Source organism: Synechococcus sp. H60.2, from assembly GCF_047462315.1.
Classification (GTDB): domain Bacteria; phylum Cyanobacteriota; class Cyanobacteriia; order Thermostichales; family Thermostichaceae; genus Thermostichus.
Genome location: NZ_JANSIZ010000020.1, coordinates 13,244 through 38,404 on the forward strand (window position 1 = coordinate 13,244; position 25,161 = coordinate 38,404).

Below are 25,161 nucleotides of genomic sequence, written 5' to 3' on the forward strand. Positions count from 1 at the left end.
AAGCTCCCCTCCGAAGGACTCCCTCGAGGTTGGCAATCCCAAAAAACCCAAAAAAGAGAAGAGATGAGGAGGTTGTAAGCCGGGTTCTGTAGTGGGGTGCTCCAAGGGGCGACCCACACTGGCGGTCATCTCTCTGGGAGTGATGTTGCCACCACCCTCTAGCGGCTCACCACCACCGAGGACACCCTTCCCCAACCAATGGTTGAGTACCGTGACCTCGATGCAGCCAACAGGGGCGAAGAACAGCCATAGTCCTGCGGCTGCGGCCTTGCTTTCCACCGGGGTTTACCGAGCCAGCGCCTCACGACGCTGCTGGTGGGCTCTTACCCCACCTTTGCACCCTTACCTGTACTGGGTGGGATCCCAGCCATCGGCGGTATGTTTCTGTGGCACTATCCTCGCGGTTACCCGCACTGGGAGTTTCCCCAGCGGTGTGTTCTTCTGAAAGCCCGGACTTTCCTCATCCTGCTGCCTGGTAGCGGCAGCGAGGACGCAACCGCCTGCCCCTCCTCTCTCTTCAGTTCGATCCTACTGCATCTTTACCAAAGAAGATGCCAGAAATCCCTACCAACTAGGCCTGTGGTCTTCCCGGGAGAAGCGTTGCGCCACAACAACACCTCAGGACTTCTGATCTAGCTTGGCAAGACGCTCTCAGCAGGGGATCCCCTTTTCGGGTAGCGCCGCATCAGCTCTTGCACGGCTTCGGCATGGTAGGAGCTGCGGGTGAGAGGGGAGGACACCACCTGCAGAAAGCCTAGCTCTTCCCCCACTTGCCGCCAGTGGTCGAACTCTTCTGGGGTGACATAGCGCTCCACCGGCAGGTGTTTGGGGCTGGGCGCCAGGTATTGGCCAAGAGTGAGGATGTCGCAGCCCACCCGGCGCAGATCTTGCATCACCTGTAAAATCTCCTCGGCGGTCTCTCCTAAGCCCAGCATCACCCCTGACTTGGTGTAGAGGCCCGGATCCCATTGCCGTGCCAGTTCCAGAAGCCGCAGGGAGCGCTCGTAGTTCCCCTGGGGGCGCACTCGCCGGTAGAGGCGGGGCACGGTTTCCGTGTTGTGGTTAAGCACCGTTGGGCGGGCAGCGAGAATCTGCTCCAAGGCCTGCCAGTTGCCACATAAATCTGGGATCAAGACCTCGATGGTCGTCCGGGGCAGGCGGCGGCGGATTTCGGTAATGCAAGCAACAAACTGGCTGGCTCCGCCATCCGGCAGGTCGTCCCGATTCACCGAGGTAATGACCGCGTGGCGCAACCCCAGCCGTTGCACGGCTTTTGCCACCCGCAGCGGCTCAGTGGGATCCAAGGGCAAAGGCCGTTTGGTGAAGTCGATATCGCAGTAGGGGCAGGCACGGGTACAGGCCGGGCCCATGATCAAGAAGGTGGCGGTGCCGTTGGCAAAGCATTCCCCTAAGTTGGGACAGGAAGCCTCTTCGCAAACCGTGTTCAGGCCCAAGTCCCGCAGCAGTTGCTGGACAGACCCGGCCCGTTGGGGGGCTTTGGCCCGCAGCCAGGGCGGTTTACCGCTAGGCGAAGAAACAGCGCTCAATGAAAACCCTCCAACCCACCAGAAATGGTGGCAAGCCTATCTCTCAGCTTAGCCTGTCATCTTGCCCAGCCGAGACCGACCCGGGCCAATTCCCAGCTTGATGGATCCCCACTGCTTCGGAAGCGAGGCCCAAAACACAGAAGGATAGCTTGGTAGCCCCGCACTTGAGTGCAGGGCGGAAAAGCCCGTCAGCAACTTTAGTTGCTCGCCAATGGTATAGTTGTCACCGAGGCGTAGCGTTCCCAGGCGAGCCCCTAAAACGGTGAAAAACCCGACCGGTGGCAAGCGTCCGGGAGATGTCAACGTCTCAGCCAACCTCCAAGGACTCCGTCCCGCTGACGCGAACAGGAAAGTCAGCAGAACCTTGGGGTTTTGCCTCAAGGAACCGTCTAGAGGCGTCTTGACAGCGCCTTTACGAGTTTGTTGTTGAACTGCGTAAGAATCCCCCGCCTTTAGGCCGTGGGAGTGTCAAGGCATACTGGAAAGCGAATGTCGAGCGATAGGGATCCCACATGGTTGTTGCTGCTCCTCCCTCCCTGGAACAACTTGCCATCAACACGATTCGTTTTTTGGCGGTGGATGCTGTTCAGAAAGCCAACTCCGGCCACCCCGGCCTGCCGATGGGGGCAGCACCCATGGCCTATGTGCTTTGGCAGCAGTTTTTGAAGTTCAATCCCCGCAACCCCAAGTGGGTGGATCGGGATCGCTTTGTCCTCTCGGCGGGCCACGGCTGTATGCTGCAATATGCCCTGCTGCACCTGACGGGCTTTGATGTCAGTCTGGAGGACATCAAGCAGTTTCGCCAGTGGGGATCCAAAACTCCCGGGCACCCGGAAAACTTTGAAACTCCCGGTGTGGAGGTGACCACCGGCCCGCTGGGACAGGGGGTGGGCAATGCGGTAGGGCTGGCGATTGCTGAGGCCCACTTGGCGGCCCGCTTCAACAAGCCCGGCCACACGATTGTGGATCACTACACCTACGTGATCTTGGGTGATGGCTGCAACATGGAGGGGGTGGCCTCGGAAGCGGCCTCGCTGGCCGGCCACCTCAAACTGGGCAAGCTGATCATGCTCTACGACAGCAACCACATCTCCATCGACGGCAGCACGGAAATTGCCTTTACCGAAGATGTGGGCAAGCGCTATGAGGCCTACGGCTGGCACGTGCAAAAAGTGGAGGATGGCAACCACGACCTGAAGGGGATCGCCGAAGCCATCCAAAAAGCCAAGGAGGTCACCGACAAGCCTTCTTTGATCATCGTCGAGACCACCATTGGCTACGGATCCCCCAACAAAGCTGGCAGCGAGAGCGTCCACGGGGCGCCCCTGGGGCCAGAAGAGGTCAAGCTCACCAAACAAAACTTGGGCTGGCCGCTGGAGCCGGAGTTCTACATCCCCGACGAGGTGCTGGCCCACTTCCGCCAGGCCATCGATAAAGGGGCCAAAGCCGAGGCGGAGTGGAACGAGCGCTTTGCCGCCTACGAGAAGGCCTACCCGGAAGAGGCCGCCGAGTTCAAGCGCATCATGGCCGGGGAGCTGCCTGCGGGCTGGAAAGAAGCGTTGGCTCCCATTGCCGAAACTGGCAAAGAATCCACCCGCAACCTCTCCAAGTTTTGTCTCAACGCCCTGGCCAAGGCGGTGCCAGAGCTGCTGGGGGGATCCGCCGATCTGGCCCATTCCAACATGACCTACTTGAAGGGGATCCCGGAGTTTCAGGCCGGCTCCTACCACGGGCGCAACTTCCGCTTCGGGGTACGGGAACACGGCATGGGAGCCATCGCCAATGGCATGGCTCTGCACGGCGGCCTCATTCCCTACGACGCCACCTTCTTGGTTTTCAGCGACTACATGCGGCCGGCCATCCGGCTGTCGGCCCTCTCGCGGGCGCGGGTGTTGCACATCATGACCCACGACTCAGTGGCCCTAGGAGAAGACGGTCCCACCCATCAGCCCATTGAGACGCTGGCCTCTCTGCGGGCCATCCCCAACCTCTACGTCATCCGCCCGGCGGACGCCCGCGAGACGGTGGGAGCCTACCAGGTGGCCCTCGAGGCCATGTCCACCCCGTCGGTGCTGGTGTTTACCCGGCAGGCGGTCAACCCCGTAGAAGGCACCTCCATTGAGGGGGTAGCCAAGGGGGCCTATGTGGTGGTGGATGCTCCCAACCCGGAGCTTATCTTGATTGCCACTGGCTCAGAGCTGGAGCTGGCGGTGAAGGCTGCTGCTCAACTGCAGCAGGAAGGCCGAGCGGTACGGGTGGTTTCCATGCCCTGCATGGAGCTGTTCGAGGCCCAGCCTCAGAGCTACCGCGACTCCGTCTTGCCCCCCAATGTTACCAAGCGCATCTCCGTCGAGGCGGGATCCACCTTTGGCTGGCACAAGTACCTGGGCTTTGAGGGGGTGGCCATCGGCATCGACCGCTTTGGCGCCTCCGCCCCCGGCTCTGTCTGCATGGAGAAGTTCGGCTTTACGGTGGAGAATGTGCTCAATACCGCTCGTCAGCTCCTAGGCTAGGATTTTTGCTCCTCCGGCCTGAGCCCAGCAGGGATCCCTGCTGGGTCTTTTTTGCTGCCCGACGGTGGCACAACTTGACAAGACTTAGCGAAGGCTGACAACTTGTTAGCAGGACTTGCAAAACATTGCGGTTGTTTCAAGCAAGGTTGAGACACTTGCTCCCCCAACCCTTTTCCCCTTGTGGGAGAAGGGAGCGAGAAAGTTGTTTCATAGTTTCATAGCAGGGAAAACGTTGGCTTCCAGCGATAGGCGGATGTTCTTGCGCCAACTTTGGGTCTGACAGCTCGGCCTACTGTAGGAAGCCCGCCAGTAGAATGACCACTCCCCCCACGACGGCCAAAATCGTCAGTACCCGGCCCGCATTGGCACTGCCCTTCCAGGAGTAGCTTTTCTCTGGTTTTTCTGATTCTTCTGGCATAGCCATGTCTCCCTTTGCAGCGTTAACTTCCTCCCATGGGATCTTAAGCTGGGCGGCGCAGCGATGGCCCTTGTTGGGGCCTACCCTTGAAAAAACAGCGGCCATCTGGCCCGGCCAGCCCTTTTTGGGAACAATACAAGCAGGCGAGGAAGGGCATCTCAATTCTGTACAAGGCGTATTCTGAGGCAGAAGCATGAGGTACGCGAAACGAAGCAAAAGAATTGGCTTGATCATGGCCGCTTTGTCAGCCTGGGTGGGTGGACACCGTGCTGTCGCTCAGCCTGCCTTTCAGACGGTGCCGCTGCCGCGCCTGCCGGTGGGTGTGGATCAATCGGTTTTCGATCGCCCGGTGGCTCGCTTCAACCCCAACCTGCCTGCCGAGCTGGTGATCCGCAATCGCACCGGCCTGCCTCTGGAATACGGCTTTACCGATCCGCGCCAGAACGTATCGGAACTGGCTGCCGGAGAAACCTTGCGCCTGAGCAACCTGCCCATCCCCAATTGCATGGCCATCAACACGCCAATGTTGGCTCCGGTGGGCTACCGGGTGAGCGTGGATCCCTTGAATGTCATCACTGTAGAAGTGCGCCTGGTCAACGATGTCTCCGGCGACCATTGTCTCGATTTACAAGAGACAGGCGCTATTTTCGTGAATTGATGCCAGCTTGAACGGGCAAAATGTAGCCTCTGGGCTTTCGCGGCTGCCTTCTCAACCTTGCCCTAGGCGTTAGATGGCAGTTAACCTTACCTAAATCTGACACTGGGGTTGGGTCTAGGGGAGAGCCAGGCGGAGGTGTAGGCGTATCGACAGCAATCGACCCCTGTGACAGGATGCAAACAGGAGGTCTAGGTTGACTTTGCTCCGCCTCTGGGCTACTCACCTATAGGCCAGCTTAACCTTATTTTGGATGGTCTCATGAGCGATAACTTGTATTCTTGGTTTCCCCGTGCCTTGCTGATCGGCGCTGCTGTTGTGGGGTTGTCGGGCCCGCCGGCAAGGGCTCAGCAAATTACGGATCCCAACCCGGCTCAAGCGGCCACTAATGTGGAGCCCACCTCGCCGATCTCGGCTTCTTTTCGTAGCCAAGATGGGGTCAGCGTGCGCCCGGAGACGGTGCGGGTTTTTCTGGACGGCAAAGATGTTACTGCTGAGTCGGTGATTACCCGGGATTTCTTCACCTACCGTCCTGCCCAGCCCTTGCCGCCGGGACGGCGGGAAGTCCTGCTGGAGTTCACCAACACCCAGGGGGTGACCCGCCGTGTTACCTGGAGCTTCACCGTGGGTAGCCCCGTCCGCGCCTCTATCGACCTGGTGGATCACAACGCCGGCAATCGCCCCTTGGCCGCGGGCGAGATCCTGCTGGTAACTGTCAAGGGCACTCCCTCCAGCCGAGTAACCGTTTACCTTGTCCAGGACGGACGGCAGGTGCAAACTCTGCCAGCTCAGGAAGTTTCCAGCGGCACCTATGTGGTCAATGCCTTGATTGAGCCGAAGGATACTACCCGTGAGGGGATCGTCATCGCTCGCTTAGAAAACAACGGCCAGGTGCGCTTTATGACTGCAGAGCAGCCGGCCCGCCTGATCGAGGGGGCTACTGGGGGGATCCAGCGGCTCACCACCCAAGAGGTTTCCGCGACGATCAGCCCCTCCAGCCTGCTGCCCCAGATCACCAACTTGCGCGATGGGGATCGGGTTGCCGGCTCTTCCTTTACGCTGCAGGGCACCACGGCTCCCAATGCTTCCGTGCGGGTGAATGTAACGGCTTCGACCTCGCTGGGGGGCATCATCAGCGCCCAACAGACGGTGACCAACCAAACCGTGCAAGCCGATGCCCAAGGCCGCTTCACCGTTACGGTGCGGCCGCCCATTCCGGCCTCCGGCACCGTGTATCAGATCAATCTCACGGCCACCTCTGGCAACCAAACCAGCCCGACGGTGACCTTGCGCCTCACCCAGCAGTAGGCTGTCCACTTAGTTGGACTGAGGTTGTCGGCCTGCCGGTCTGGCAGTGGCGGCCAAGCTCCCCTCTCCCTCTGGGAGAGGGGCTGGGGGTGAGGGCTCACCTCTGGGAGAGGGGCTGGGGGTGAGGGTCAATCGGAAGGCGGCTGAGAGACTTTTGGGTTCTCAGAGTTTGCAGTTGGCAGGGCCTCTTGGACGCGGGTTGGGGAAAGAGAAGACCGCTGTTGCCAGCGCCACAGGATCCCGGCCATGACCAAGGTGGGCGAGACGATCATGGCGAGGATCACCGGCAGGGTCTCCGGCAAGGCCAGATAGGGGCCACCGTATTTGATGGCCGCGCTGATAACCGCAGCGGCCACCATCAATTGCAGGGCAAACCAGAGGGTTTTGGGTTTCATGGTTGGCTGGGATCCCCTACCATGGCCGTGAGGATGCCGGCAACGCTCTCCAGAATCTTCCGGTACTCGGTACAAGGTCAAGTCTTGTCGGATTGTCTGTGGATCCCCAAGGATCTGTCCGAATTGCCAGATAGATCCGATGGTGACGGCGCCGTAGATCTGCGTTTGCGGCTCCACCTGGGCCAGGGCGATCATCTCCACCGCCATTTGGACAAAAGCCCGCGTCAGATCGTCCTTTTTGGCTTCCACCACCGGCAGGATGTTCTTGCCGCGCAATAGATAATCGAGGCTGCCTTTCAGCATTGGTGACGACAAAAGCCCTACTCAATCTGGCACGGCTAGGGCAGCAGCAATCCGCTCTTTCAGGGTAGCCACCACTTCCTCAATGGGAATTTCTACCGCTTGGCCGGTGGCCCGCTCGGCCAATTCCACCTTGCCCTGCTTAAGACTGCGCCCGGTGGTAAGGCGGTAAGGGATCCCGATGAGATCCGCATCTTTGAACTTGACGCCGGCCCGCTCGTCCCGGTCGTCCCAGAGGGTCTCGATGCCGGCAGCAGCCAGTTCCTGCACCAACCTTTCCGCCACCTGCATCTGCTCCGGGTCGGAGACGTTAGGCACCACCACCACCACGTGATAGGGGGCAATGGCCACCGGCCAGATGATCCCATGGGCATCGTGGGATTGTTCCACCGCCGCCTGGGCCAGGCGCGATACCCCAATGCCGTAGCAGCCCATCCACAGCGGCTGCTCGACGCCCTGCTCGTCGGTAAAGGTGGCCCGCATCGGCAGCGAAAACTTGAGGCCCAACTGGAAGATGTGCCCAATCTCGATGCCACGGGCGGTTTCCAGAATCTGGTCGGGGTTGAGCAGACAGCGATCCCCCGCCTGGGCTTTGCGCACGTCCACCACCTCCGGCAGAGGGTACTGCTCGCCCCAGTTGGCCCCCACCACGTGCCGCCCCACCTGGTTGCTGCCGGTTACAAAGTTTTTCAGCAGGGCTGCCGTCTGGTCAACTAGGCGCAAGATCTGAGGGGCAAAGTGTTTCTGCCGGCCCAGGCAGCTATCCGGTAGGTCGGGGGCGATGTAGCCCACCGGGATCGGATCCCCTTGCCAGCTTTTCTGGATCTCCGCGTCCGCCAGGGTGAGGGTGAGCAATTTGTGGGCCTGGTAACGCTCCGCCAGACGGCTGAGGTGGTTGGCCAGTTTTACCTCATTCACCTCTTGATCGCCGCGAATGCTCAGCAGCACCACCACCCGCAGGCCGTTGTCGTAAAGGGCTTGGTAGAGGACGTTTTTGACAATCAGAGTGGGGGAGATCTTCAAGAAATCGGCCAGCTTCTCGATGGTTTCGGTTCCCGGCGTGTCCAGAACCTGGAAGGTGGTGTAGGGGGAGTCTGCTGCCGGTGGCGGAAGGGAGACGGCCTTCTCCACATTGGCGGCATAAGAGCCATCGGGGGTGTAGAGGATCTCGTCTTCGCCGGCAGAGGCCAACACCATAAACTCCTGAGAAGCCGCGGATGGCCCGCCAATGGCTCCGGCGTCGGCATCCACCACGCGAAACTCCAGCCCGCAGCGGCGCAGGATGCGGCTGTAGGCCCGGTACATGTCCTGGTAGGTCTGGCGCAGGCTCTCTTCGTTGGCGTGGAAGGAGTAGGCGTCTTTCATGATGAATTCCCGCCCGCGCATCAGGCCAAAGCGGGGCCGGATCTCGTCGCGGAACTTAGTCTGGATTTGATAGAGGGTCTGCGGCAACTGGCGATAGGAGCGGATCAGATCCCGCGCCAGCAGGGTGATCACCTCTTCATGGGTGGGGCCCAGGGCCTGCTCGCGTCCCTGCCGATCTTTGAGGGCAAACATGATCCCTTCGGCTTGGGTGTACACGTCCCAGCGGCCCGATTCCCGCCAGATCTCCGCCGGCTGCAACTGGGGCAGCAGACACTCCTGAGCGCCAATGGCGTTCATCTCTTCCCGGACAATGTCCGAGATCTTCTGCAGCACCCGCCAGAGGAGCGGCAAATAGGTGTAGATCCCCGGGGAGAGCCGCCGGATAAAGCAGCCCCGCAGCAGCAACTTGTGGCTGGGCAGTTCTGCTTCGGCGGGATCCTCCCGCAGCGTCACAAACAACATCTGGCTCAGTCTCTGGCTCTGTTGCATCCATTTCCTCCCTCTGGCCACTTAAGATTTTCTCCATTGCTTTGGGGGGAAACTCTCCCCAGGGATCCCTTGGGGCTGGGATCCCTGAAACTCTACCACCGGCTGGGACTAGGCAGGAGCCAGTGTCCGTCGCTTGGTGACCATCTGGTAGACCTCGATGATGTCCCCCTCTTGCCAAGCGTGGAACTTCTCGATGCCGATCCCGCACTCGAAACCGGCGGCCACCTCCCGCACGTCGTCCTTGAAGCGCTTGAGGGAGTCGAGGCGTCCTTCGTAAACCACCTCCCCTTTGCGGCGAACCCGCACCAGAGCATTGCGCTGCACCTTGCCGGAGAGCACGTAGCTGCCGGCAACCGCACCGCGGCTGATGGGGATCACCATACGCACTTCCGCCTGGCCCAAGGGCTCTTCCACCTCCTCCGGCTCCAGCAGGCCCTCCATCGCTGCCCGCAAGTCGTCCAGCAGGTTGTAGATGATGTCGTATTCGCGCACATCCACCCCCTTGTCGTCGGCAGCCTGCCGCGCGCCGGGGGCGAAGGTGGTGTTGAAACCGAGGATAATGGCGTCGCTAGCTGCCGCCAAATCCACGTCAGTCTCTGTAATCTCCCCAGGGGCCGCCAGCAGCACCCGCAACCGCACTTCCTCTTGGGGCAGCTCCTGCAAAGCCGTCTGGATGGCCTCGGCGGATCCCTGGACATCCGTCTTGATAATGAGGTTCAGCTCCTTGAGCTGGCCTTCCTGAGCCTTGGCAGAGATGCTGCCCAAACTCACCCGCCGCGACAGCAGCGCCTGTTGCAGACGGGCTTGCCGCAGCGCTTCCGCCCGCTCCTCAGCAATCCGCCGGGCTTCTTTCTCGTCGGTGTACACCTGGAACTCATCCCCCGCCGCCGGCACCTCCTCCAGGCCCAACAGTTGCACCGCTGAAGAGGGCCCGGCTTCCTGCAGCCGCTGGCCGCGGTCGTCCATCATGGCTTTGACTCGGCCCAGCACAGCGCCGGCCACCAGGGTATCGCCCACCCGCAGGGTACCGTTCTGCACCAACAGAGTGGCCACCGGCCCGCGGGCTTTGTCCAGGTGGGCTTCGATCACGGTGCCGCGGGCGGGCCGGTTGGGGTTGGCCTGCAGCTCGGCCACATCCGCCACCAACAGGATCATCTCCAGCAGCGCATCTAGGTTGCGGCGGGTAAGGGCGCTGACCTCTACCATGGGCGTGTCGCCACCCCACTCCTCCGGCAACAACCCGTGCTCCGCCAACTGCTGCTTGATGCGCTCCGGCTGGCTGCCGGGCTTGTCGATCTTGTTGATGGCCACGATGATCGGAACCTGGGCCGCCCGAGCGTGGCTGAGGGCCTCCAGCGTCTGCGGCTGCACCCCGTCATCGGCAGCCACCACCAAAACGGCAATGTCGGTGACGCGGGCACCGCGGGCGCGCATGGCGGTAAAAGCCTGGTGGCCGGGAGTATCCAGGAAAACAATGCGTCGCTTCTGGCCTTCAAAGTCCACGTCCACGTGGTAGGCGCCGATGCGCTGGGTGATCCCGCCCGCCTCGCCCTGGGCCACATTGGTGTGGCGGATGGCATCGAGCAGGGTGGTTTTGCCGTGATCCACGTGGCCCATGATGGTCACCACTGGCGGACGGGGCACCAGATGCTCGATGTCCTCCAGATCGAGCATCTCGGTTTTCTTAGCTTTGGGCTCTGTCTCGGGCCGACGCACTTCGTAGCCCAACTCTTTGGCTACCGACTCAGCCAGCGACTCGTCCAAAACCTGGTTGATGGTCACCCTCACCCCTTTGAAGAAGAGGGTTTTGATGATCTCGGTTTCGGCCACCCGCAGGCGGCGGGCCAATTCCTGCACGGTGAGGCTGCCCTCCAGGAGCAATACCTTCTCTTCTGGCAAGGATTCTGCTGCCGCCTCAGGAGCGCTAGCTTCGGCAGAGGCCGATGGCCGCTGGGGGCGGTTAGCAGCCGGGCGAGGGCGAGCGGCGGGAGCAGCCGCTGCCGCGGGCGGACGATAAGAGGGGGGCTTGGCGGTGGGGCGCGCCAAGGGTTTGAGAGCGTTCAGCTCCGCCTGCTTGACAGCGGAGATGACGGTCAAGGGATCCAAATCCAGAACGTCTCCGTCTCCTTCCTCTCTTCTGCGGCTGCGTTTGCGCTTGGCCTGAGTGCGGCTGGCCCGTCGTTCGAGGGCTTGCAGTTCCTCGTCCTCTTCTTCTACCGTCTTGCGCTTGATTTTGGGCGCAGCAGGCCGCACGGGAGCTTCAGCCAACACCGGGGTGGGGCGTTCCTCAGGGATCCCTTCTGGTAAGCGAGGGGAAGCAGCTGGCTCAGGGGGAACAGGCTTAGCCACAGGACGGGTAGGAGGCCCTACCAATTCCAGCCGCCGCTGCGGACGAGGAGCCTCCTCAGCTTTGCCGCTGCCGGAGCTCTCTTCCTTCTTGACCACTGGCGGGCGTGGCTCGGGACGAGTGCCAGGGCGAACAGGCGCCCCCACCAATTGCGGACGCGGGCGCTGCCCAGCTTGAGGGGCAGAAACCTTTTCCTCGGCAGGACGAGAGGTAGGAGCGCCGCTGGGGGAGGGCGCCTCCGAAAGGTCGTGGCGACCGGATTCAGAGGCCCGTTGCGGTGGCTCGGGCCCAGAGGCGGCTCGTCGAGGGGGAGGGAGCACCGTCGGTCGCTTGGCCGCCGGAGCGGGGCTGGGTTCGGAGCTGCCGGCTTTGGCAGCAGCCTCAGGGCGAGTCGGAGGAGCTGCCGGCTGCGGCTCCTGGGCAGCCGGGCGCACAGGCGGATCGACTTGTCGCCGCGGCGGGCCTATCAATTCTAGGCTGCCACCGGTGGACCCTTTTTCGGAGGAGACCTGGTCGGGTCGCTGCAGCGAAGGCTTGGAAGAACTGGCCTCACCAGCAGCAGCTTGCTGCTGAGCAGGAGCAGGCCGGCGAATGCCGACAATGTGCTGAGAGCGCTCACTTGCTTTGGCTTCGACGGGAGACTGCGGTTGAGAGCTCTCAGGCTGCAGCTTGGGCCGGAGCCGGGGACGAGTCGGTTTCACAACGCGAGGTTCACCCAGTTTGCTGCGCACCAACTCGGCTTGCTCTGGAGAAATGGTGCTGCTATGGCTTTTGAAAGGGATCCCCAACTGCTCACAAGCCTCTAGCACCTCGCGATTGTCACGTCCCAGTTCGCGGGCAATGTCGTAAAGTCTGACTTTATCGGTCATTCGTCTGCTAGCCTCTGCTCCTTTCTCCTTGTCAGTTTTACAATCCAGATAATTAGTGGGTAGGAGTAAACCTGTTGGGTGTGTAGGTGCTTCCTCCGGTACATCGAGAATGTCTCGTCAATCCTTCCAAGGGTGGAGACTGGAGGGAATCCAAGTCCGAAGCTGCTTTGAAAGCATCCGCAGGGGACATAAAGTGTAAGACAACCGGGGAAGGAACCAACATCAACAGCGCTTTTAGAATAACCTTTTTGCGGCTCATACAGGCCGGCCGCGGCTAACTCAACCAACCCCTATTCTGACAGTTGAGAGGGGCTACCGTGTAGTTCGCGACTGGATGAGCCTGAAAAGGTGTTTCAATATCTTACTTGGCCAATTCTGGAGCTGCCTAGGTTTTGTCTAAAGCGCTTGCCCCCGGAGCTAGGGTTTCCTGGGGGCTCTGGGCCTTAGCATCGCACAGCAGTTGCTGCTCCAGCAGTTGCCACAGCGAGTCGGGCACTGCTGCCTTGAGGGCTCTGCTGAGCTGCTGCTTCCGCCGCGCTGCCCGCAGACATTCTAGCCGGCGACACAGGTAGGCAGAACGGCCCATGCCCTTGTCCAGAAGCACCTGGTGAGTATCGTATTGCCTAACCAGCCGCCACAGTTGGGAGCGGGGAAACAACTGGCGACAACCTACACAGCGCCGTAGAGGATCCCTGCTGACCAAAGGATCTTGTCTTGAAGGGTCTACCTACCCCAGCCTACTCCAACTGGGGCAGCCGTGACCGCAAAAACTCAAAGAAACGCTCCACCAAGTAGGGATCCCGCCAGCCCTTGGCCGTTTCTTCCCGCAGGATGTCCATGGCTTCTTGGACAGTGAAGGCTCGCTTGTAGGGTCGCTCCGAGGTAAGGGCGTCGTAGATATCGGCAATCTGGAAGATGCGGGCCACCAGTGGGATCTCTTCTCCCTTGAGGCCATCGGGATAGCCGCTGCCGTCCCAGCGCTCGTGGTGGTGGCGGATGAGGGGCAGCACATCCTTCATGGTGCGCAGCGGGCGGCAGATCTCCTCCCCGATCAAGACGTGGGATTTCATCACCTCCCACTCTTCCGGCGTGTGTTTGCCCGTTTTGCTCAAGATGGCGTCGGGTATGCCCACTTTGCCGATGTCGTGCAGATAAGCTCCCCAGGTCAGCGCCTTGATCAAGGGACGGGGTAGCTGGAGAAACTCACCGAAGCCCTTGGCCAGTTGTGCCAGACGCTCACAGTGATCCCCAGTGATGGGATCCCGGCTTTCTACGCTGCGGGCAATGGCAAATAAAACCTGGGCAGCATGATCCAGGTCTTCATTGAGGTGCTTTTGGTAAACGAGGGACCGCACCCGCGCCAGCAATTCCGCCTCATCAAAGGGCTTGCTCAGGAAGTCATCGGCTCCGACCTCGATGCCACGCACGCGGTTTTTGCGGCCGCCGGCCGCTGTAATCAACACCACCGGGATTAAGCGGGTCTCCTCATCGGCCTTGATGCGCCGACAGACCTCGAACCCATCCAATCCCGGCATCATCACATCCAACAAGATCAGATCCGGCTGCAAGGTTGGCAGCATCTGCAGGGCTTGCTGGCCGTTTTCCGCCTCGCTGACGCGGTAGCCAATGCTCTCCAACAGATCCCCCAGCAACAGGCGACTGTGGGGCTGATCGTCCACGATGAGGAGATGGCCCGCCGGCTCCTGCTCTCCAGAAGGTGTTATCTCAGGGATTCCAACCCCCACTAGCCTCTCAGCTTGGGCCGATTGCATCTTGGCAGAGACTATCCCTAGCTCGCTGCCTCTAGCGTAATCTCAGCTCCCACTGGCAAGCATCCGCCTTTCCACTGAACTTGCTTTAAGCCGCCGCCAATTGCTTAACCAAAACCCTGGCCAACAAGGGGGCTTTTTCTACAGCAATCGAACTCTCCAGGGAGCCCATTTCTCAGCCACAATGGGGATAATGTAAGGTAGTCTTGGCTACGTTGGCACCCGTTTTGTGAGCTTCTTGGCAACTTTACCATGTCGTCTTTTTCCTCTGAGTCTTTGCGGGAGCAGGTGCGCTGCATTGATGACCAGCTTTCCCGCCGACCCCTGGAGCTCGATCCGGCAGGCTACTTTGTTATCTACGTTGATCGGCAGCAGCAGCTCATTTGCGCCAAGTACTACAGCACCGTGATCAACGAGCGGGGGCTGGCCACCGACCCGGAGACGGGGGCGGTGATCCCAGCGCGGGGGCCAGTCAATCGCTCCCCACAGCGGGTGTACGTCGGGCGGACGGCCAAGGAGTTGTGTGTCCAGATCTTTGAAAAAGAAAGCGAAAAGGTCGTCTCCCAGCTTAGCCACGCTGCCTACCTAGGGCGGGAGTTCCAGAAGGCAGAAGCAGCCTTGATCTCCGGCGAAGAGTACGTGCAGGACTAGGGGCAAGCTCGCTGCAGGCGAGCAGCCTGTGGCAGAATCGAGCCAGCTTGCCGTGACCAAGATCACAGCGGGGCGAGCTGGATCATGGACGACAAGGTTAAGCCGGGAACCATTCTGCGGGGGCGCTACGAAATCCTGGGCCTTCTGGGGCAGGGGGGGTTTGGGGTTACCTACAAGGCCGTAGATCGAGATACCTTCAGCACCCCCTGCGTAGTTAAGCGCCTGCGCCCCCTCTCCACGGATCCCTATACCCTGGCCACGGCTCGCAAGCTGTTTGAACGGGAAGCCAAAGTTCTCAACCAACTCAACCACTACGACCGGGTGCCCCGCCTCTTGGCCCACTTCGAGCAGGATCAGGAGTTCTACTTAGTCGAGGAGTTCATTGCCGGCCACGATCTCGGCCAAGAGCTGGTGGCCGGCCAGCCCCTGAGCGAGGCGGAGGTCGTCAAACTGCTGGGGGAGATCCTGGAGATCCTCCGCTATGTCCACGCCCGTCAAATCGTGCATCGGGACATCAAGCCAGCCAACCTGATGCGCCGCGATTCCGACGGCAAGTTGGTGTTAATTGACTTTGGGGCGGTGAAGGAGGTGGGCCGGTTGGTCAGCCCGGCTCCTGGCCAAACCCAGCTGGCAACAGTCATCGGCTCGGTGGGCTACATAGCCCCGGAACAGCTTGCCGGCAAGCCGCAGCCCTGTAGCGACATCTACTCAGTCGGAGTGCTGGCCATTCAAGCGCTGACTGGGCGCCCCCCCACCAAGATCCCAGACGATCCCCGCACTGGCCAGCTTCTTTGGCGGGATCTGGCCCCAGTTAGCGAGGCGCTAGCGGTAATTTTGGATCGCATGATCTGTCCCCGCTGGCAAGAGCGCTTTCAGTCAGCAGCTGAGGTGCTAGAGGCGCTGCGGCCCCTGCTGCCTGTTTCCAACGAAGCTGTGGCTTCTGATCTTTCGGTAGACCAGGTTTTGGCAGCGCGCCTCTTGGTCCGTGGCCAAGAGAAAGCCCGCCAAGGGGATCTCCAGGGGGCGATTGCCGACTACACCCTGGCCATTCAACTGGATCCCCAGAACAGCCGCGCCTACAGCCAGCGGGGCAGCACCCGCTACAAAACTGGCGACTGGGCAGGAGCAGTTGAAGATTTCACCCGCGTCATTCAACTGGCGGGGGGAGAGGCCCGCACCTATTTCAACCGTGGCCTGGCCCGCTACCGGCTAGGGGACTATGAAGGGGCAGTTGCCGATTATACCCACGCCCTCCGCCTCAATCCCCACTGGGCAGTGGCCTACTACAACCGCGGCAACGCCTACCGGCAGCTTGAGCAGCCGCAGCAAGCGATTGAGGATTATTCCCGCGCCCTTGAGCTCAACCCTGAGGAGGTGCGGGCTTATTTTAACCGCGGCGTGGTGCGCGGCTATCTAGGGGATGCCCAGGGGGCAGCGGCAGATTTCTCCGAAGTCCTCAAGCGGGATCCGCAGGATGGCGAAGCCTACTTTAACCGGGGAGTGGCGCGGGCGCAGTTGCTGGACTTCCAGGGAGCGATTGAGGACTACACCCAGGCGCTGCAGTTGGATCCCGGTCACAGTAAGGCCTACCACCGCCGCGGCCTGGCTCGGCAAGCGGTGGGGGATGTCCAGGGGGCCATTGAGGATTTTTCTCAGGCCATTGCGCTACAGGCTGCTGGAAGCTCTGAAGCAGAGGTGGCAGTGCAGGCGGAGCTCTATCTGCAGCGGGCTATGGCCTACCTGAGCAACAACGCCCTGGAGGCAGCGCTGGCGGACTGTGAACAGGCGCTCCGCCTTAACCCTGCACTAGCCCAGGCCTATTGCTACCGGGGGCTGGCTCGCCAGAAGTTGGGGGATCCGGCAGGCGCTTTAGCCGACTTCAACCGCGCCTTGGAGCTCGATCCCCAGTTGGCCAAGGCCTACCTTAACCGCGGGATTGCCCATCGGGATCTGGGCCATCTGGAAGCGGCTCTGGCCGACTTGAGCCAGGCCATTGCTTTGGATCCCAGCGATGCCAGGGCCTACAGCAGCCGCGGCCAGGTTCACCGGCTTTTGGGGGATCCCTTGGCGGCGCGGCAGGACTACACGGCTGCCCTGGAGCGGGATCCCCATAACCCGCAGCTCTACTTTGACCGCGGCCAGATCCATTTTGAGCAAGAAGAGTGGCTGGCAGCCTGTGAGGAGTTCTCCCAGGCGCTGCAGTGGGCAGGCCAGCCGGGGAGCCCGCGTGGGCTGGATCTGCTGGCTCGTATCCATCTATACCGAGGTATGGCGCGGCAACGGCTGGGGGACTGGCAGGGAGCACTGGCGGATTTCACAGCCCTGATCCAAGCGCAGCCGCAGGCGTCTCAGGGATTTGCCCTGCGGGCAGCGGTACATCTGACTTTGGGCAACAAGGAGGCAGCATTGGCTGACCTTGACCAAGCTTTAAGCTGCAACTGCGACTGGGGCCTGGCGGATGCGGCCCTCGCCTACCGGCAGCGGGGGGATCTCCACCGGCAGGCCAACCGGCTACAGCAGGCCATTGCCGACTACACCCAGGCCCTGCTCTTGCATTCGCAGGAGCGCCACGCCCTCTTCTGGCGGGCCCTCCTTTGGGATCAGGCGGGGGAAAGAGAGAGGGCGCTGGCCGACTACACCCAGCTCCTGCAACTGGAGCTGGATCCCCAAACGCGCCTCTGGGCCTTGAACAACCGCGGCTGGGCCTATGCCCAGCAGGGAGACTTTGCGGCAGCTATCCGCGACTACACGCAGGTTCTCCAACTGGACCCCAGCCATATCAAAGCCCACTGCAATCGCGCCCTAGCCCGCGCTGCCCTTGGTGACTGGCAAGGAGCCTGTCAGGACTTCCAGACTGCCCTCCAGTTGCAGGGATACGAAGGTCGCCTTGGGGAAGAAGAGGCTCACTCCCTAGGCAGCTCCTAGCGATCCCCCACCCTAAGCCTAACTTGCTCCCGTCGCTCCTCGAAGTCGCTCACTAGCAGCCTTACCCGGATCTGCCATTCTCCCGCTAAGGGCAAGAGGACATCTTCCACCTCAAACCGGCCAGGTTCTTTCGGCAGGGCCTGGCGCCGCAAAGGGGGGATCCCACGCGCGGGCAGGTCAAAGTCCAAGCTCAGCTCCTGGGCCGGGATCCCTTTGACTTCCACTTGCACCTTGTTGTTGCCGGGGCGACAGGGCCGGATCTGCACGCGGAGGCTGCCTTCTGGCCAGCCCAATGTCGCCTGGCAGGCTGGCTCCCGGGGGAGTTCTGCTCCTTGCCTAGAAGGGGCTTGGGCCACTAGAAAGCTGGTTAAGGCCAGCACCAGAACTAGCCCCACCAACTCCAGGCGGACAATCCCCTGCAGGGATCGAGCCGCCGCCCAGACCCCCGACCGCAGCGCCGGCAGCAGCCGCAACTTGTTGTGGGCGGCCAACCCTAGGATCATCAGCACCAGCAGCAGCTTGGCCCAGAGGTACTGCCCGTAGGGATGATCCCAGTCCCAGCCGCGGTGGATCCCCCCCATTCCCACCCCTGCCAGCACCAGCCCCGGCACGGCCCAGGTGGCCACGTCGGAAAACCGCTGGATGAGGCCTACTGCGGGGGGAGTCAACTCAAGGACTCCGTCCCGCTGGCGCGAATGGCTTAGCAGGCGCTCCAGCCCCCACAACCCCCCCAACCAAAAAGCCGAGCCGGCCAGGTGCAGCCCCAAGAGGGCCATCGTCCCTGCTGGATACTCGCTGGTGAGGGCATGGCCGACGGGCAAAAACGAGCCAATCACCGCCATCGACCCCAATCCGCTGGCCCAGCCAGGGCCGCCCTCGCAGGCCCAGATCAGGATCCCCAGCCCCACGAGCCGTAGCCCTGTGCCCCAACCATAGGGAGAGGCCAGCACGCTCAGCAGCTCCGGCCCGGCAAAGTGGGGGTAGAGCTGGGCCAGGTGCAAACTCAAAGCCACCAGCGTCAGGCTGAGGGTGAGCCAGGCAGCCGCAAAAGCCCAGGCCTCGGCGGAGAGCTCTATCTCACCTGCAGGGCCCGACCGCCCCCGCACCAGCCGCCACCAGCCCAGCACGCCCACCACAAACAGGCTGCCCAGGTAGATCCCCCAGCGCACTCCCACCAGCGGCCAATAGAAGGGATCCCCCGCTTGGGCTGCCCTCGCCGCCTGCAACAGCCCCGGATCCGCCGTCCCCACCTGAAAGGCAAACGAACCACTTACCGGATGGGAATCGGCAGAGATGGCCCGCCAACTGACGATGTAAACCCCTTCCGGGATCTCCGCCGGTAAATCCCCCTGCGGCGCGTTGCCCGTGCTAACCAAGTTTTCCAGGGGCAGCACCTGGCCGTTGCCGTCCAAAACCTGGAGCTGCGTGAGCTGCACAGGTTCATTGAAGACCAGCCGCACCTGCGCCGGCGCTTCCTGCAGCATCGCTCCATCTTCGGGAAAGGTGGAGAGCAAGCTGGCATGGGCAAAAACGGGCTGGATCCCGCCCACCCACAGCAGGGTGCCCAGGAGACCAACCCGAATCCAGAAGAGGATCCCCTTTTGCAAAAAAGACATGATTCCAGCGGCAACCCGGCTAGCGAGCGCCATGGCCGTGGCTGTGTCCCTGTCCGTGGCCGTGGGTCTCTCCTTTGTCCGTCAGCTTCAGCAGCGGCGCCGGCTCTGGCAGGTTTTTGGGATCCTCCCCCGGCTGCGCCACCTGGATCCAGCGGTACATGCCTTGTTCACACTCCTGGATGACCGGGATGGGGATAGTCTCGCCGGGGCGATCCGGCAGCCTGAGGCTGAGGCTGAACTCATCCATGAACTCATCCGGCAGGGATCCGCCGCTCCAGATCACCTCGGCCACTGTTTCGGTGATCATCTTCCCGTGGGACTCGTAGGGCTTATCCAGCGGCTTTTTCACCGTCTCAATTTTCCAGAGGGGGTGCACCATCGGCTTTACCGAGGTGGCCCCTTCCGGGATCTGCACCCGCAGGCGAATGGTCGGGGAGCCATCGCAGCCATGGGGCACGCGGAAGGTGAGCTTGGCAACGCTGCCCGCCGGGGCCTCTTTGGGATGGACGGTCACATGGGCCCAAGCAGAAGAAAGGGGCACAACGCTCATTCCCAGGGCCAGCAGAGATTTCTTGGCCAAGGCGAGGTAACTGTGCCAACTGAACATTGTAAATACTCCTTAGCAACGCTAGGTGGAAAGAGAACCGGTCAGGATCCGGCCAACAAAACCTAAGGATGGTGATGGGATCCGTGGGATTCGGTCACGCTCATGCTGTGCTGACCCCAACTGGAAAGGCCCATGGACACCAGGCCGGCGCTGGCCAAGCCCATCGACACCAGCCCAAAGGAGAGGGCGCCCATGGCCACCAGGCCGATGGAGAGAATGCCGTGGGTCACCACGCCGATGGCCACCACCCCATGGGCAGAAATGCCCACCGCCACCAAACCATGAGCCCCCACCCCAACCGACAAGATTTTGCGGCGGGATGCCTGTGCTCCACAGCTCTGCTCCTGCGGCATCTGAGGTGCCAGGGTCAGATCTTGAGTCCTCTCCTGGGCCATTAGCCTTTGCTCCAGTTGTGCTCAGCCCGGTCTAGAACGTAGGCGGCCACGGCTTCGATTTCTTCTGGCTTGAGAAGCTTGCCAAAAGCGGGCATGGCCCCTTTGCCGTTGCGCACCTGGGCCTGGATTAGCTCAGGGGTATCCACGTGGTACTCATGAAGAGCCGCCAGAGAGAGGTTTTTCGCTGCCACCAAACTGTTGCGCCCGTTCAAGTGACAGCCCACACACTTGGCTTGAAAGACCTTAGCTCCCAAGGCCAAATCCGGTTCCGCAGAAGCCACTTGTGGGCCCCAAAAGACAGCAGCACCGACCAGCAAAAGCAGCAAGAAAAGTTTGACAATCCGCATTTTCCTCTCAACAATCTGCAAAAGACCGTTCATGGAAAAATCCAGCTTTTGAAGCCAGACCATTATCTCCAGCAGGTCAGGTCAGGTCAAAAGACAGCCTGTCAAGTCCCCTGCAGGTACCATGGGGTGTAGGATCCCCAGGGTTATGAGCAGTCTGCCGCCAGACTTCATCCAGTTGGTGCGCCAGAAAGCCGACATCGTCGAGGTGGTGGCGGAAAAGGTGGTGCTGCGCAAGCAGGGGAAAAACTTTGTCGGCCTCTGCCCTTTCCACAACGACCACAAGCCCAGCTTTCAGGTCAGCCCCAGCAAGCAGATCTACAAGTGCTTCGCCTGCGGTGCCGGGGGAGATGTGATTCGCTTTATCAGCCAGACCGAGCACCTTTCCTTTGCCGACGCCGTGCGCCGCCTGGCCCAGCGCTACCACCTGCCCCTGCCGGAGCCAAAGGGATCCCTGTCCCAGGACTACGAGCGCCAACTCTCCCACCGGGAAAAGCTGCTGGAGATTTTGGCCCTGGCTGCCGATTTCTATCGGCATGCTCTCCGCTCCCAGGTGGGATCGGCAGCCCGCGAGTATTTGCACAGCCGGCGCCTGAGCGAAGAGACTTGGCAAAAGTTTCAAATCGGCTTTGCTCCCCCTGGGTGGCAGTCGCTCTACGAATACCTGGTTAACCAGAAGGGTCAGCCGGTCAAGCTCCTGGAAGAAGCCGGCTTGCTGGTGCCGCGCCAGCAGGGATCCGGCCACTACGACCGCTTCCGCAACCGCATCATGCTGCCCATTTTTGATCCCCAGGGGCGGGTAATTGGCTTTGCCGGTAGAGCCTTGGGAGAGGAGCAGCCCAAATACCTCAACTCCCCGGAAACGGAGCTCTTTAACAAGAGCCAGGTGGTCTATGGCCTCAACTTTGCCCGCGAGGCCATTGCCAAGGCCGACCAGGTCTTGGTAGTGGAGGGCTATTTCGATGTCATCGCCCTGCACCAAGCCGGGATTGCCTATGCCGTAGCCGCCATGGGCACGGCCCTGACGCCGCAGCAGGTCAAGGCCTTGCTGCGCTATACGCAGTCTAAGCGGCTCATTCTCAACTTCGATGCCGACCCCGCCGGGTTCAACGCCGCCAACCGGGCTATCGCAGCCATTGAAGAGCAAGCGCGGCGGGGGGAAATTGAGCTGCGCATCCTCACCCTCCCCGCTGGGAAAGATGCCGACGAGTTCCTGCGGCAGCACCCCGCTTCCCAATTGGAGGCCCTGCTGGCTCAGGCTCCCCTATGGCTGGATTGGCGGATTGAGCAGGTGCTGGCCGGTCGAGATCTCAGCCAAGCTGCCGATTTCCAGCAGGCCTATCAGGCGCTGGTGCACTTGTTGGCTGGCTTGGGCGGACAGTGGCGCTCTCTGTACATTCACAAGGTGGCGGAATTGCTTAGCCGCGGCAACGCCCGCCTTAGCCGCGACCTGGAAGAGGATCTGCGCCGTGCCGTACGCCAGCACCGCTGGGCTCAACCCCAGCAACTTTCTGCCAACAAGGGATCCAAACTGTTGCAAGCAGAGTCCCACCTTCTGCAGATCTTCCTGCATTTTGCCGAGTACCGCCGCGAGATCCGCCACACCTTGCTGGAGCGAGAGCTGCAATTTAGCTTCCGTCCCCACCGGGAGTTGTGGCAGCGGATCTTGGAGCTACTGGCAGCGCAACCGGAGCTGGAAGAGCAGGGAGAGGCTCTGCTGACGGCTTTGCGCACCCTCTGCGCCCAAGACGATGAGCTCAACGAGCGCCTTAGCCACCTGCTCTGGCTGGATGAAACAACCCGTATTGCCCTGATGCGCCCCCAGCTGGTGGTGCGCGCCGCCCTGGCCAACATGGAGCTGGAGATTCGCCAAAAGCGCTACCGCTACTGGACCCAGCTTTGGGATCAAGCCTTTTCCGAGGGCAACACCGCCCTTGCTGCCCAGTACCAGGCCAGTATTCAACAGGAATATCAAGCCATTCGGGCCTTGCAGCGCCAAGTCCAACTGAGCCTGGAAGACCTGCTGGAGACACCGCCGGCTGAGGAGGGGTCTTGAGCAAGGAGGGAGGATTCTTTTGCCTCTATCCCTGAGGGAGAGGGGCAGCGGCTGAGGACCCAGCAAAGCGCGCTGGTGAGAGACTGGGAAGCCACTCATCGGCCTGTCCGTAGGCCTGCTGGGCAAAGCGGCGGGCCAAGGCCGGCACAATGGCCAAGGGGTTGCTGAAGCCGGAAAAGAGTTGCAGCCCTTCCCAGCCGGGCAGGGATCCCACCAGAGGGTGGTGATCGCTGCTAAAGGCCACTAAGCAGTGGCGCCAGCGCCCGGGCAAGTGAGCTACTGCCGGCAAGTAGCGCTCTGCTTGGGAGCGGATTTGCGCTTCGCTAGCGGCGGCATCCACCTCGGCCTGGGGATCCGTCAGCACCCGACTGATCTGGCCCAGGCGAAGGCTGCCGTCTAGAAATTGCAGGATCCCGACATCCAAAATCGGCGGGCAGATCTCCTGCCCCGGCTTGTCCCAGAGGGGATCCCGGTCGGGGTGGCCGGCTTGCCGCTCCAGCTCCAGCCGCTGCACGGGCGCGCTCATGACGATGGTTCTCAACCGCACCTCTGCAGGCTCCAGCTCGAGGGATTCGGCGTGGGTGAAGTAGATAGGGGCCCAGATCCCGGCCTGGCGCAACAGAGCCCGCGTCCAGCCGCCGGCGCACACCACCACCTGGGCTGCCCCATAGCAGCCTGTAGGGGTCTCCACCCCCGTGATCCGCTGCCCCTGCCGCCGCAAGCCGGTTACGGTTTGCAAAAGCAGGGATCCCCCCAGGCGTTGGAAAGCCTTCTGAAAAGCCAGCGTCGTCAGCCAGGGATGAATGTGGCCATGTCGCGCCCAGAGCACGCCCTCCAGGGCCACCGGATTCAAGAGGGGCTCCAGCTCACAGGCCGTCTCCACGGAAATGCGCTGGGGTGGGATGCGACAGTCAGCCAGATCCGCCTCCACATTTTCCACAGAGTAGCCAGGAGCAATCGGCAGGAGCAGATCCAGCTCGCGAAAGTGAATGTCTGCCTCCAGCTCCTCTGAGAGGGTGCGGTAACGGTGGATCCCTTCTTCCCCCAGGGCTTTGAGCAGGGGGGTTTTCCCCGCCCAATGGGCCAGGCCACCGTAGCTGTAGCGCGTGGCACTGGGCGGCAGCGCCTCCTTTTCAAGGAGAAGAACGGATCCTCCTTGACGGGCCAGCTCGTAGCTCAAGGCCGCTCCGGTGATCCCACCGCCGATGACGATCCAGTCGTAATTGGCCATGCTGCCCTCGTTGCCCTGAAGAAGAACCCAGCCTCCCTGAGTCCTGATTGAGTGTTCCCCCCGGTTCTCGCCGAAGTTCAACGGCGTTATAGAGTCATCTGGCGTTTATCCGTAGAGGAGCCGCTCCACCGCCGCCACAATATCTGCTGGCTGCACGATGGTGGCCGCTTCCAGCGTGCCGTTGTAGGGGGTGGGAATGTCTTGGGAAGCCAAACGCACTACGGGCGCGTCCAGCTCGTCAAACAGTTCTTCCATGATGCGGGCCGTCAGCTCTGCCCCAATGCCGCCCGTTTTCATGTCTTCTTCGACAATGACCACCCGGTGGGTTTTGCGCACCGAGGCGGCAATGGTCTCCATATCGAGAGGCTTGAGGGAGATCAAGTCAATAACCTCAGGGTCGATCTCCTGCTGCACTAGGGTGTCCACAGCTTTGAGCACGTGGTGGCGCATGCGCGAGTAGGTGAGGATGGTAACGTCAGAGCCCGTGCGGACAACTTCCGCCTTGTCTAGGGGCAACAGGTACTCCTCCTCCGGCAGGTCTTCTTTGAGGTTGTAGAGGAGCACATGCTCGAAAAAGAGAACGGGGTTGTCGTCGCGGATGGCCGACTTGAGCAGACCCTTGGCATTGTACGGAGTGGAGCAGGCTACGATCTTCAGGCCGGGCACCGCTTGAAAGTAGGCCTCCAGCCGCTGCGAGTGCTCGGCTCCCAACTGGCGTCCCACCCCGCCTGGCCCGCGGATCACCAGCGGGATCTTGAAATTGCCGCCAGACGTATAGCGCAGCATGCCGGCATTGTTGGCAATTTGGTTGAAGGCCAGGAGCAAAAAGCCCATGTTCATCCCTTCCACCACCGGCCGCAAGCCGGTCATCGCTGCCCCGATGGCCAAGCCGGTGAAGCTGTTTTCGCAAATGGGGGTGTCCAGGAGGCGCATCTCCCCGTACTTGCGATACAGGTCTTTGGTGACTTTGTAGGAGCCGCCGTAGTGGCCCACATCCTCTCCGAGGACAAACACGTTGGGATCCCGAGCCATCTCTTCGTCGAGGGCGGCACGCAAGGCATTGTAAAGGAAGGTCTCGGCCATAGAGGGCAACTGTTGCTTAAAAAATGTTGCTAAACCTCCATTAAACCATTACGCCGGCAGGGATCCAAACCCCTTGCCCCTATCCAGGGATCCCGACCCCAGCAATGTTTCTAAGAGAGCACAAAAACGGTAGCAGCAGCTCCGCGAGCGCCTCGCCAACTCCCGCAAAGGCCGATTCTTTCGTTGACCCGCTCGATGCCTTGCGCCACAAGGCTTTCAGGCCTCTTGCCCCCCCGCTGGGGGGGGTGGGGGTTGTACGCGTCGCGGCGCGCCCGGGG

General features: G+C 61.5%; 19 protein-coding genes and 1 other RNA gene. 6 read left to right on the forward strand and 14 right to left on the reverse strand.

The annotated features are described in order from the left end of the window. Positions 1-59: 59 nt before the first annotated feature. Positions 60-514: RNase P RNA component class A (gene rnpB / locus NW845_RS04850), an RNA gene on the reverse strand. 118 nt (positions 515-632) lie between these two features. After that, complete coding sequence (gene lipA, locus NW845_RS04855) at positions 633-1,547, reverse strand: lipoyl synthase (protein ID WP_414377173.1); 915 nt, start codon at positions 1,545-1,547, stop codon at positions 633-635. A 512-nt stretch (positions 1,548-2,059) separates the two neighbouring features. Here lipA and tkt point away from each other — a divergent pair. Then, positions 2,060-4,060, forward strand: a complete 2,001-nt coding sequence (tkt, locus tag NW845_RS04860; RefSeq protein ID WP_414377176.1) for a transketolase — start codon at positions 2,060-2,062, stop codon at positions 4,058-4,060. 289 nt (positions 4,061-4,349) lie between these two features. Here tkt and NW845_RS04865 read toward each other — a convergent pair whose 3' ends face one another. Continuing rightward, a complete protein-coding gene (locus NW845_RS04865; RefSeq protein ID WP_414365729.1) occupies positions 4,350-4,478 on the reverse strand; it encodes a hypothetical protein in 129 nt (42 codons plus the stop codon). 232 nt (positions 4,479-4,710) lie between these two features. Between NW845_RS04865 and NW845_RS04870 the strand changes: the two genes are divergently transcribed. Beyond that, positions 4,711-5,136: a hypothetical protein gene (locus NW845_RS04870; protein ID WP_414377177.1), complete on the forward strand. Its 426-nt coding sequence runs from the start codon at positions 4,711-4,713 to the stop codon at positions 5,134-5,136. Positions 5,137-5,394: 258 nt separating this feature from the next. Beyond that, positions 5,395-6,441 (forward strand): hypothetical protein, encoded by a 1,047-nt coding sequence (locus NW845_RS04875; RefSeq protein WP_414333114.1) that lies wholly within the window; start codon positions 5,395-5,397, stop codon positions 6,439-6,441. 128 nt (positions 6,442-6,569) lie between these two features. Here the strand turns inward: NW845_RS04875 and NW845_RS04880 are convergent, their stop codons facing one another. From NW845_RS04880 to NW845_RS04900, 5 genes are all read right to left on the reverse strand, one after another. Beyond that, complete coding sequence (locus NW845_RS04880; protein ID WP_414377180.1) at positions 6,570-7,139, reverse strand: hypothetical protein; 570 nt, start codon at positions 7,137-7,139, stop codon at positions 6,570-6,572. A gap of 21 nt (positions 7,140-7,160) precedes the next feature. Next, a complete protein-coding gene (locus NW845_RS04885; protein WP_414377182.1) occupies positions 7,161-8,990 on the reverse strand; it encodes a proline--tRNA ligase in 1,830 nt (609 codons plus the stop codon). Positions 8,991-9,098: 108 nt separating this feature from the next. Next, on the reverse strand, positions 9,099-12,206 hold the full coding sequence (gene infB / locus NW845_RS04890) for a translation initiation factor IF-2 (RefSeq protein WP_414377184.1): 3,108 nt from the start codon (positions 12,204-12,206) through the stop codon (positions 9,099-9,101). Positions 12,207-12,591: 385 nt separating this feature from the next. Then, a complete protein-coding gene (locus NW845_RS04895; protein ID WP_414365486.1) occupies positions 12,592-12,909 on the reverse strand; it encodes a YlxR family protein in 318 nt (105 codons plus the stop codon). A 34-nt stretch (positions 12,910-12,943) separates the two neighbouring features. Next, complete coding sequence (locus NW845_RS04900; RefSeq protein WP_414377190.1) at positions 12,944-13,978, reverse strand: HD domain-containing phosphohydrolase; 1,035 nt, start codon at positions 13,976-13,978, stop codon at positions 12,944-12,946. A 249-nt stretch (positions 13,979-14,227) separates the two neighbouring features. Here NW845_RS04900 and NW845_RS04905 point away from each other — a divergent pair, with 249 nt between their 5' ends. Both NW845_RS04905 and NW845_RS04910 read left to right on the forward strand, forming a co-directional pair. Beyond that, entirely contained in the window at positions 14,228-14,626 is a 399-nt protein-coding gene (locus tag NW845_RS04905; RefSeq protein ID WP_414365489.1) for a DUF4346 domain-containing protein, read from the forward strand. Between the two features lie 84 nt (positions 14,627-14,710). Beyond that, entirely contained in the window at positions 14,711-17,551 is a 2,841-nt protein-coding gene (locus NW845_RS04910) for a tetratricopeptide repeat protein (RefSeq protein ID WP_414377193.1), read from the forward strand. Here the strand turns inward: NW845_RS04910 and NW845_RS04915 are convergent. The 4 genes from NW845_RS04915 to NW845_RS04930 form a co-directional block, all read right to left on the reverse strand. Further along, positions 17,548-19,167: a copper resistance CopC/CopD family protein gene (locus NW845_RS04915; RefSeq protein WP_414377196.1), complete on the reverse strand. Its 1,620-nt coding sequence runs from the start codon at positions 19,165-19,167 to the stop codon at positions 17,548-17,550. The two genes, NW845_RS04910 and NW845_RS04915, sit on opposite strands and share 4 nt — an antisense overlap. A gap of 19 nt (positions 19,168-19,186) precedes the next feature. Next, entirely contained in the window at positions 19,187-19,774 is a 588-nt protein-coding gene (locus NW845_RS04920; RefSeq protein WP_414349076.1) for a YcnI family protein, read from the reverse strand. 62 nt (positions 19,775-19,836) lie between these two features. Beyond that, on the reverse strand, positions 19,837-20,169 hold the full coding sequence (locus tag NW845_RS04925) for a hypothetical protein (RefSeq protein WP_414377199.1): 333 nt from the start codon (positions 20,167-20,169) through the stop codon (positions 19,837-19,839). After that, on the reverse strand, positions 20,169-20,579 hold the full coding sequence (locus NW845_RS04930; RefSeq protein WP_414377201.1) for a c-type cytochrome: 411 nt from the start codon (positions 20,577-20,579) through the stop codon (positions 20,169-20,171). The genes NW845_RS04925 and NW845_RS04930 overlap by 1 nt, the downstream gene beginning before the upstream one ends. A gap of 82 nt (positions 20,580-20,661) precedes the next feature. On the opposite strand from NW845_RS04930, the gene dnaG reads away from it, so the two are divergent. Further along, entirely contained in the window at positions 20,662-22,569 is a 1,908-nt protein-coding gene (dnaG, locus tag NW845_RS04935) for a DNA primase (protein WP_414377203.1), read from the forward strand. Positions 22,570-22,594: 25 nt separating this feature from the next. On the opposite strand, the gene NW845_RS04940 is transcribed toward dnaG, so the two are convergent. Continuing rightward, positions 22,595-23,800, reverse strand: coding sequence for an NAD(P)/FAD-dependent oxidoreductase (locus tag NW845_RS04940; RefSeq protein ID WP_414377206.1), 1,206 nt, complete (start codon positions 23,798-23,800; stop codon positions 22,595-22,597). Positions 23,801-23,905: 105 nt separating this feature from the next. Continuing rightward, on the reverse strand, positions 23,906-24,883 hold the full coding sequence (locus NW845_RS04945; RefSeq protein ID WP_414365502.1) for an alpha-ketoacid dehydrogenase subunit beta: 978 nt from the start codon (positions 24,881-24,883) through the stop codon (positions 23,906-23,908). Positions 24,884-25,161 lie beyond the last annotated feature (278 nt).

Excerpts from the sequence above, each read along its gene's own strand:
- NW845_RS04875 (WP_414333114.1), top strand. The coding sequence starts at position 5,395 with ATGAGCGATAACTTGTATTCTTGGTTTCCCCGTGCCTTGCTGATCGGC.
- NW845_RS04920 (WP_414349076.1), bottom strand. The coding sequence starts at position 19,774 with ATGTTCAGTTGGCACAGTTACCTCGCCTTGGCCAAGAAATCTCTGCTG.
- NW845_RS04865 (WP_414365729.1), bottom strand. The coding sequence starts at position 4,478 with ATGCCAGAAGAATCAGAAAAACCAGAGAAAAGCTACTCCTGGAAGGGC.
- NW845_RS04900 (WP_414377190.1), bottom strand. The coding sequence starts at position 13,978 with ATGCAATCGGCCCAAGCTGAGAGGCTAGTGGGGGTTGGAATCCCTGAG.
- NW845_RS04930 (WP_414377201.1), bottom strand. The coding sequence starts at position 20,579 with ATGGTCTGGCTTCAAAAGCTGGATTTTTCCATGAACGGTCTTTTGCAG.
- dnaG (WP_414377203.1), top strand. The coding sequence starts at position 20,662 with ATGAGCAGTCTGCCGCCAGACTTCATCCAGTTGGTGCGCCAGAAAGCC.
- NW845_RS04915 (WP_414377196.1), bottom strand. The coding sequence starts at position 19,167 with ATGTCTTTTTTGCAAAAGGGGATCCTCTTCTGGATTCGGGTTGGTCTC.
- NW845_RS04880 (WP_414377180.1), bottom strand. The coding sequence starts at position 7,139 with ATGCTGAAAGGCAGCCTCGATTATCTATTGCGCGGCAAGAACATCCTG.
- NW845_RS04870 (WP_414377177.1), top strand. The coding sequence starts at position 4,711 with ATGGCCGCTTTGTCAGCCTGGGTGGGTGGACACCGTGCTGTCGCTCAG.
- NW845_RS04905 (WP_414365489.1), top strand. The coding sequence starts at position 14,228 with ATGTCGTCTTTTTCCTCTGAGTCTTTGCGGGAGCAGGTGCGCTGCATT.
- NW845_RS04910 (WP_414377193.1), top strand. The coding sequence starts at position 14,711 with ATGGACGACAAGGTTAAGCCGGGAACCATTCTGCGGGGGCGCTACGAA.
- NW845_RS04925 (WP_414377199.1), bottom strand. The coding sequence starts at position 20,169 with ATGGCCCAGGAGAGGACTCAAGATCTGACCCTGGCACCTCAGATGCCG.
- NW845_RS04945 (WP_414365502.1), bottom strand. The coding sequence starts at position 24,883 with ATGGCCGAGACCTTCCTTTACAATGCCTTGCGTGCCGCCCTCGACGAA.
- NW845_RS04940 (WP_414377206.1), bottom strand. The coding sequence starts at position 23,800 with ATGGCCAATTACGACTGGATCGTCATCGGCGGTGGGATCACCGGAGCG.
- NW845_RS04885 (WP_414377182.1), bottom strand. The coding sequence starts at position 8,990 with ATGCAACAGAGCCAGAGACTGAGCCAGATGTTGTTTGTGACGCTGCGG.
- tkt (WP_414377176.1), top strand. The coding sequence starts at position 2,060 with ATGGTTGTTGCTGCTCCTCCCTCCCTGGAACAACTTGCCATCAACACG.
- infB (WP_414377184.1), bottom strand. The coding sequence starts at position 12,206 with ATGACCGATAAAGTCAGACTTTACGACATTGCCCGCGAACTGGGACGT.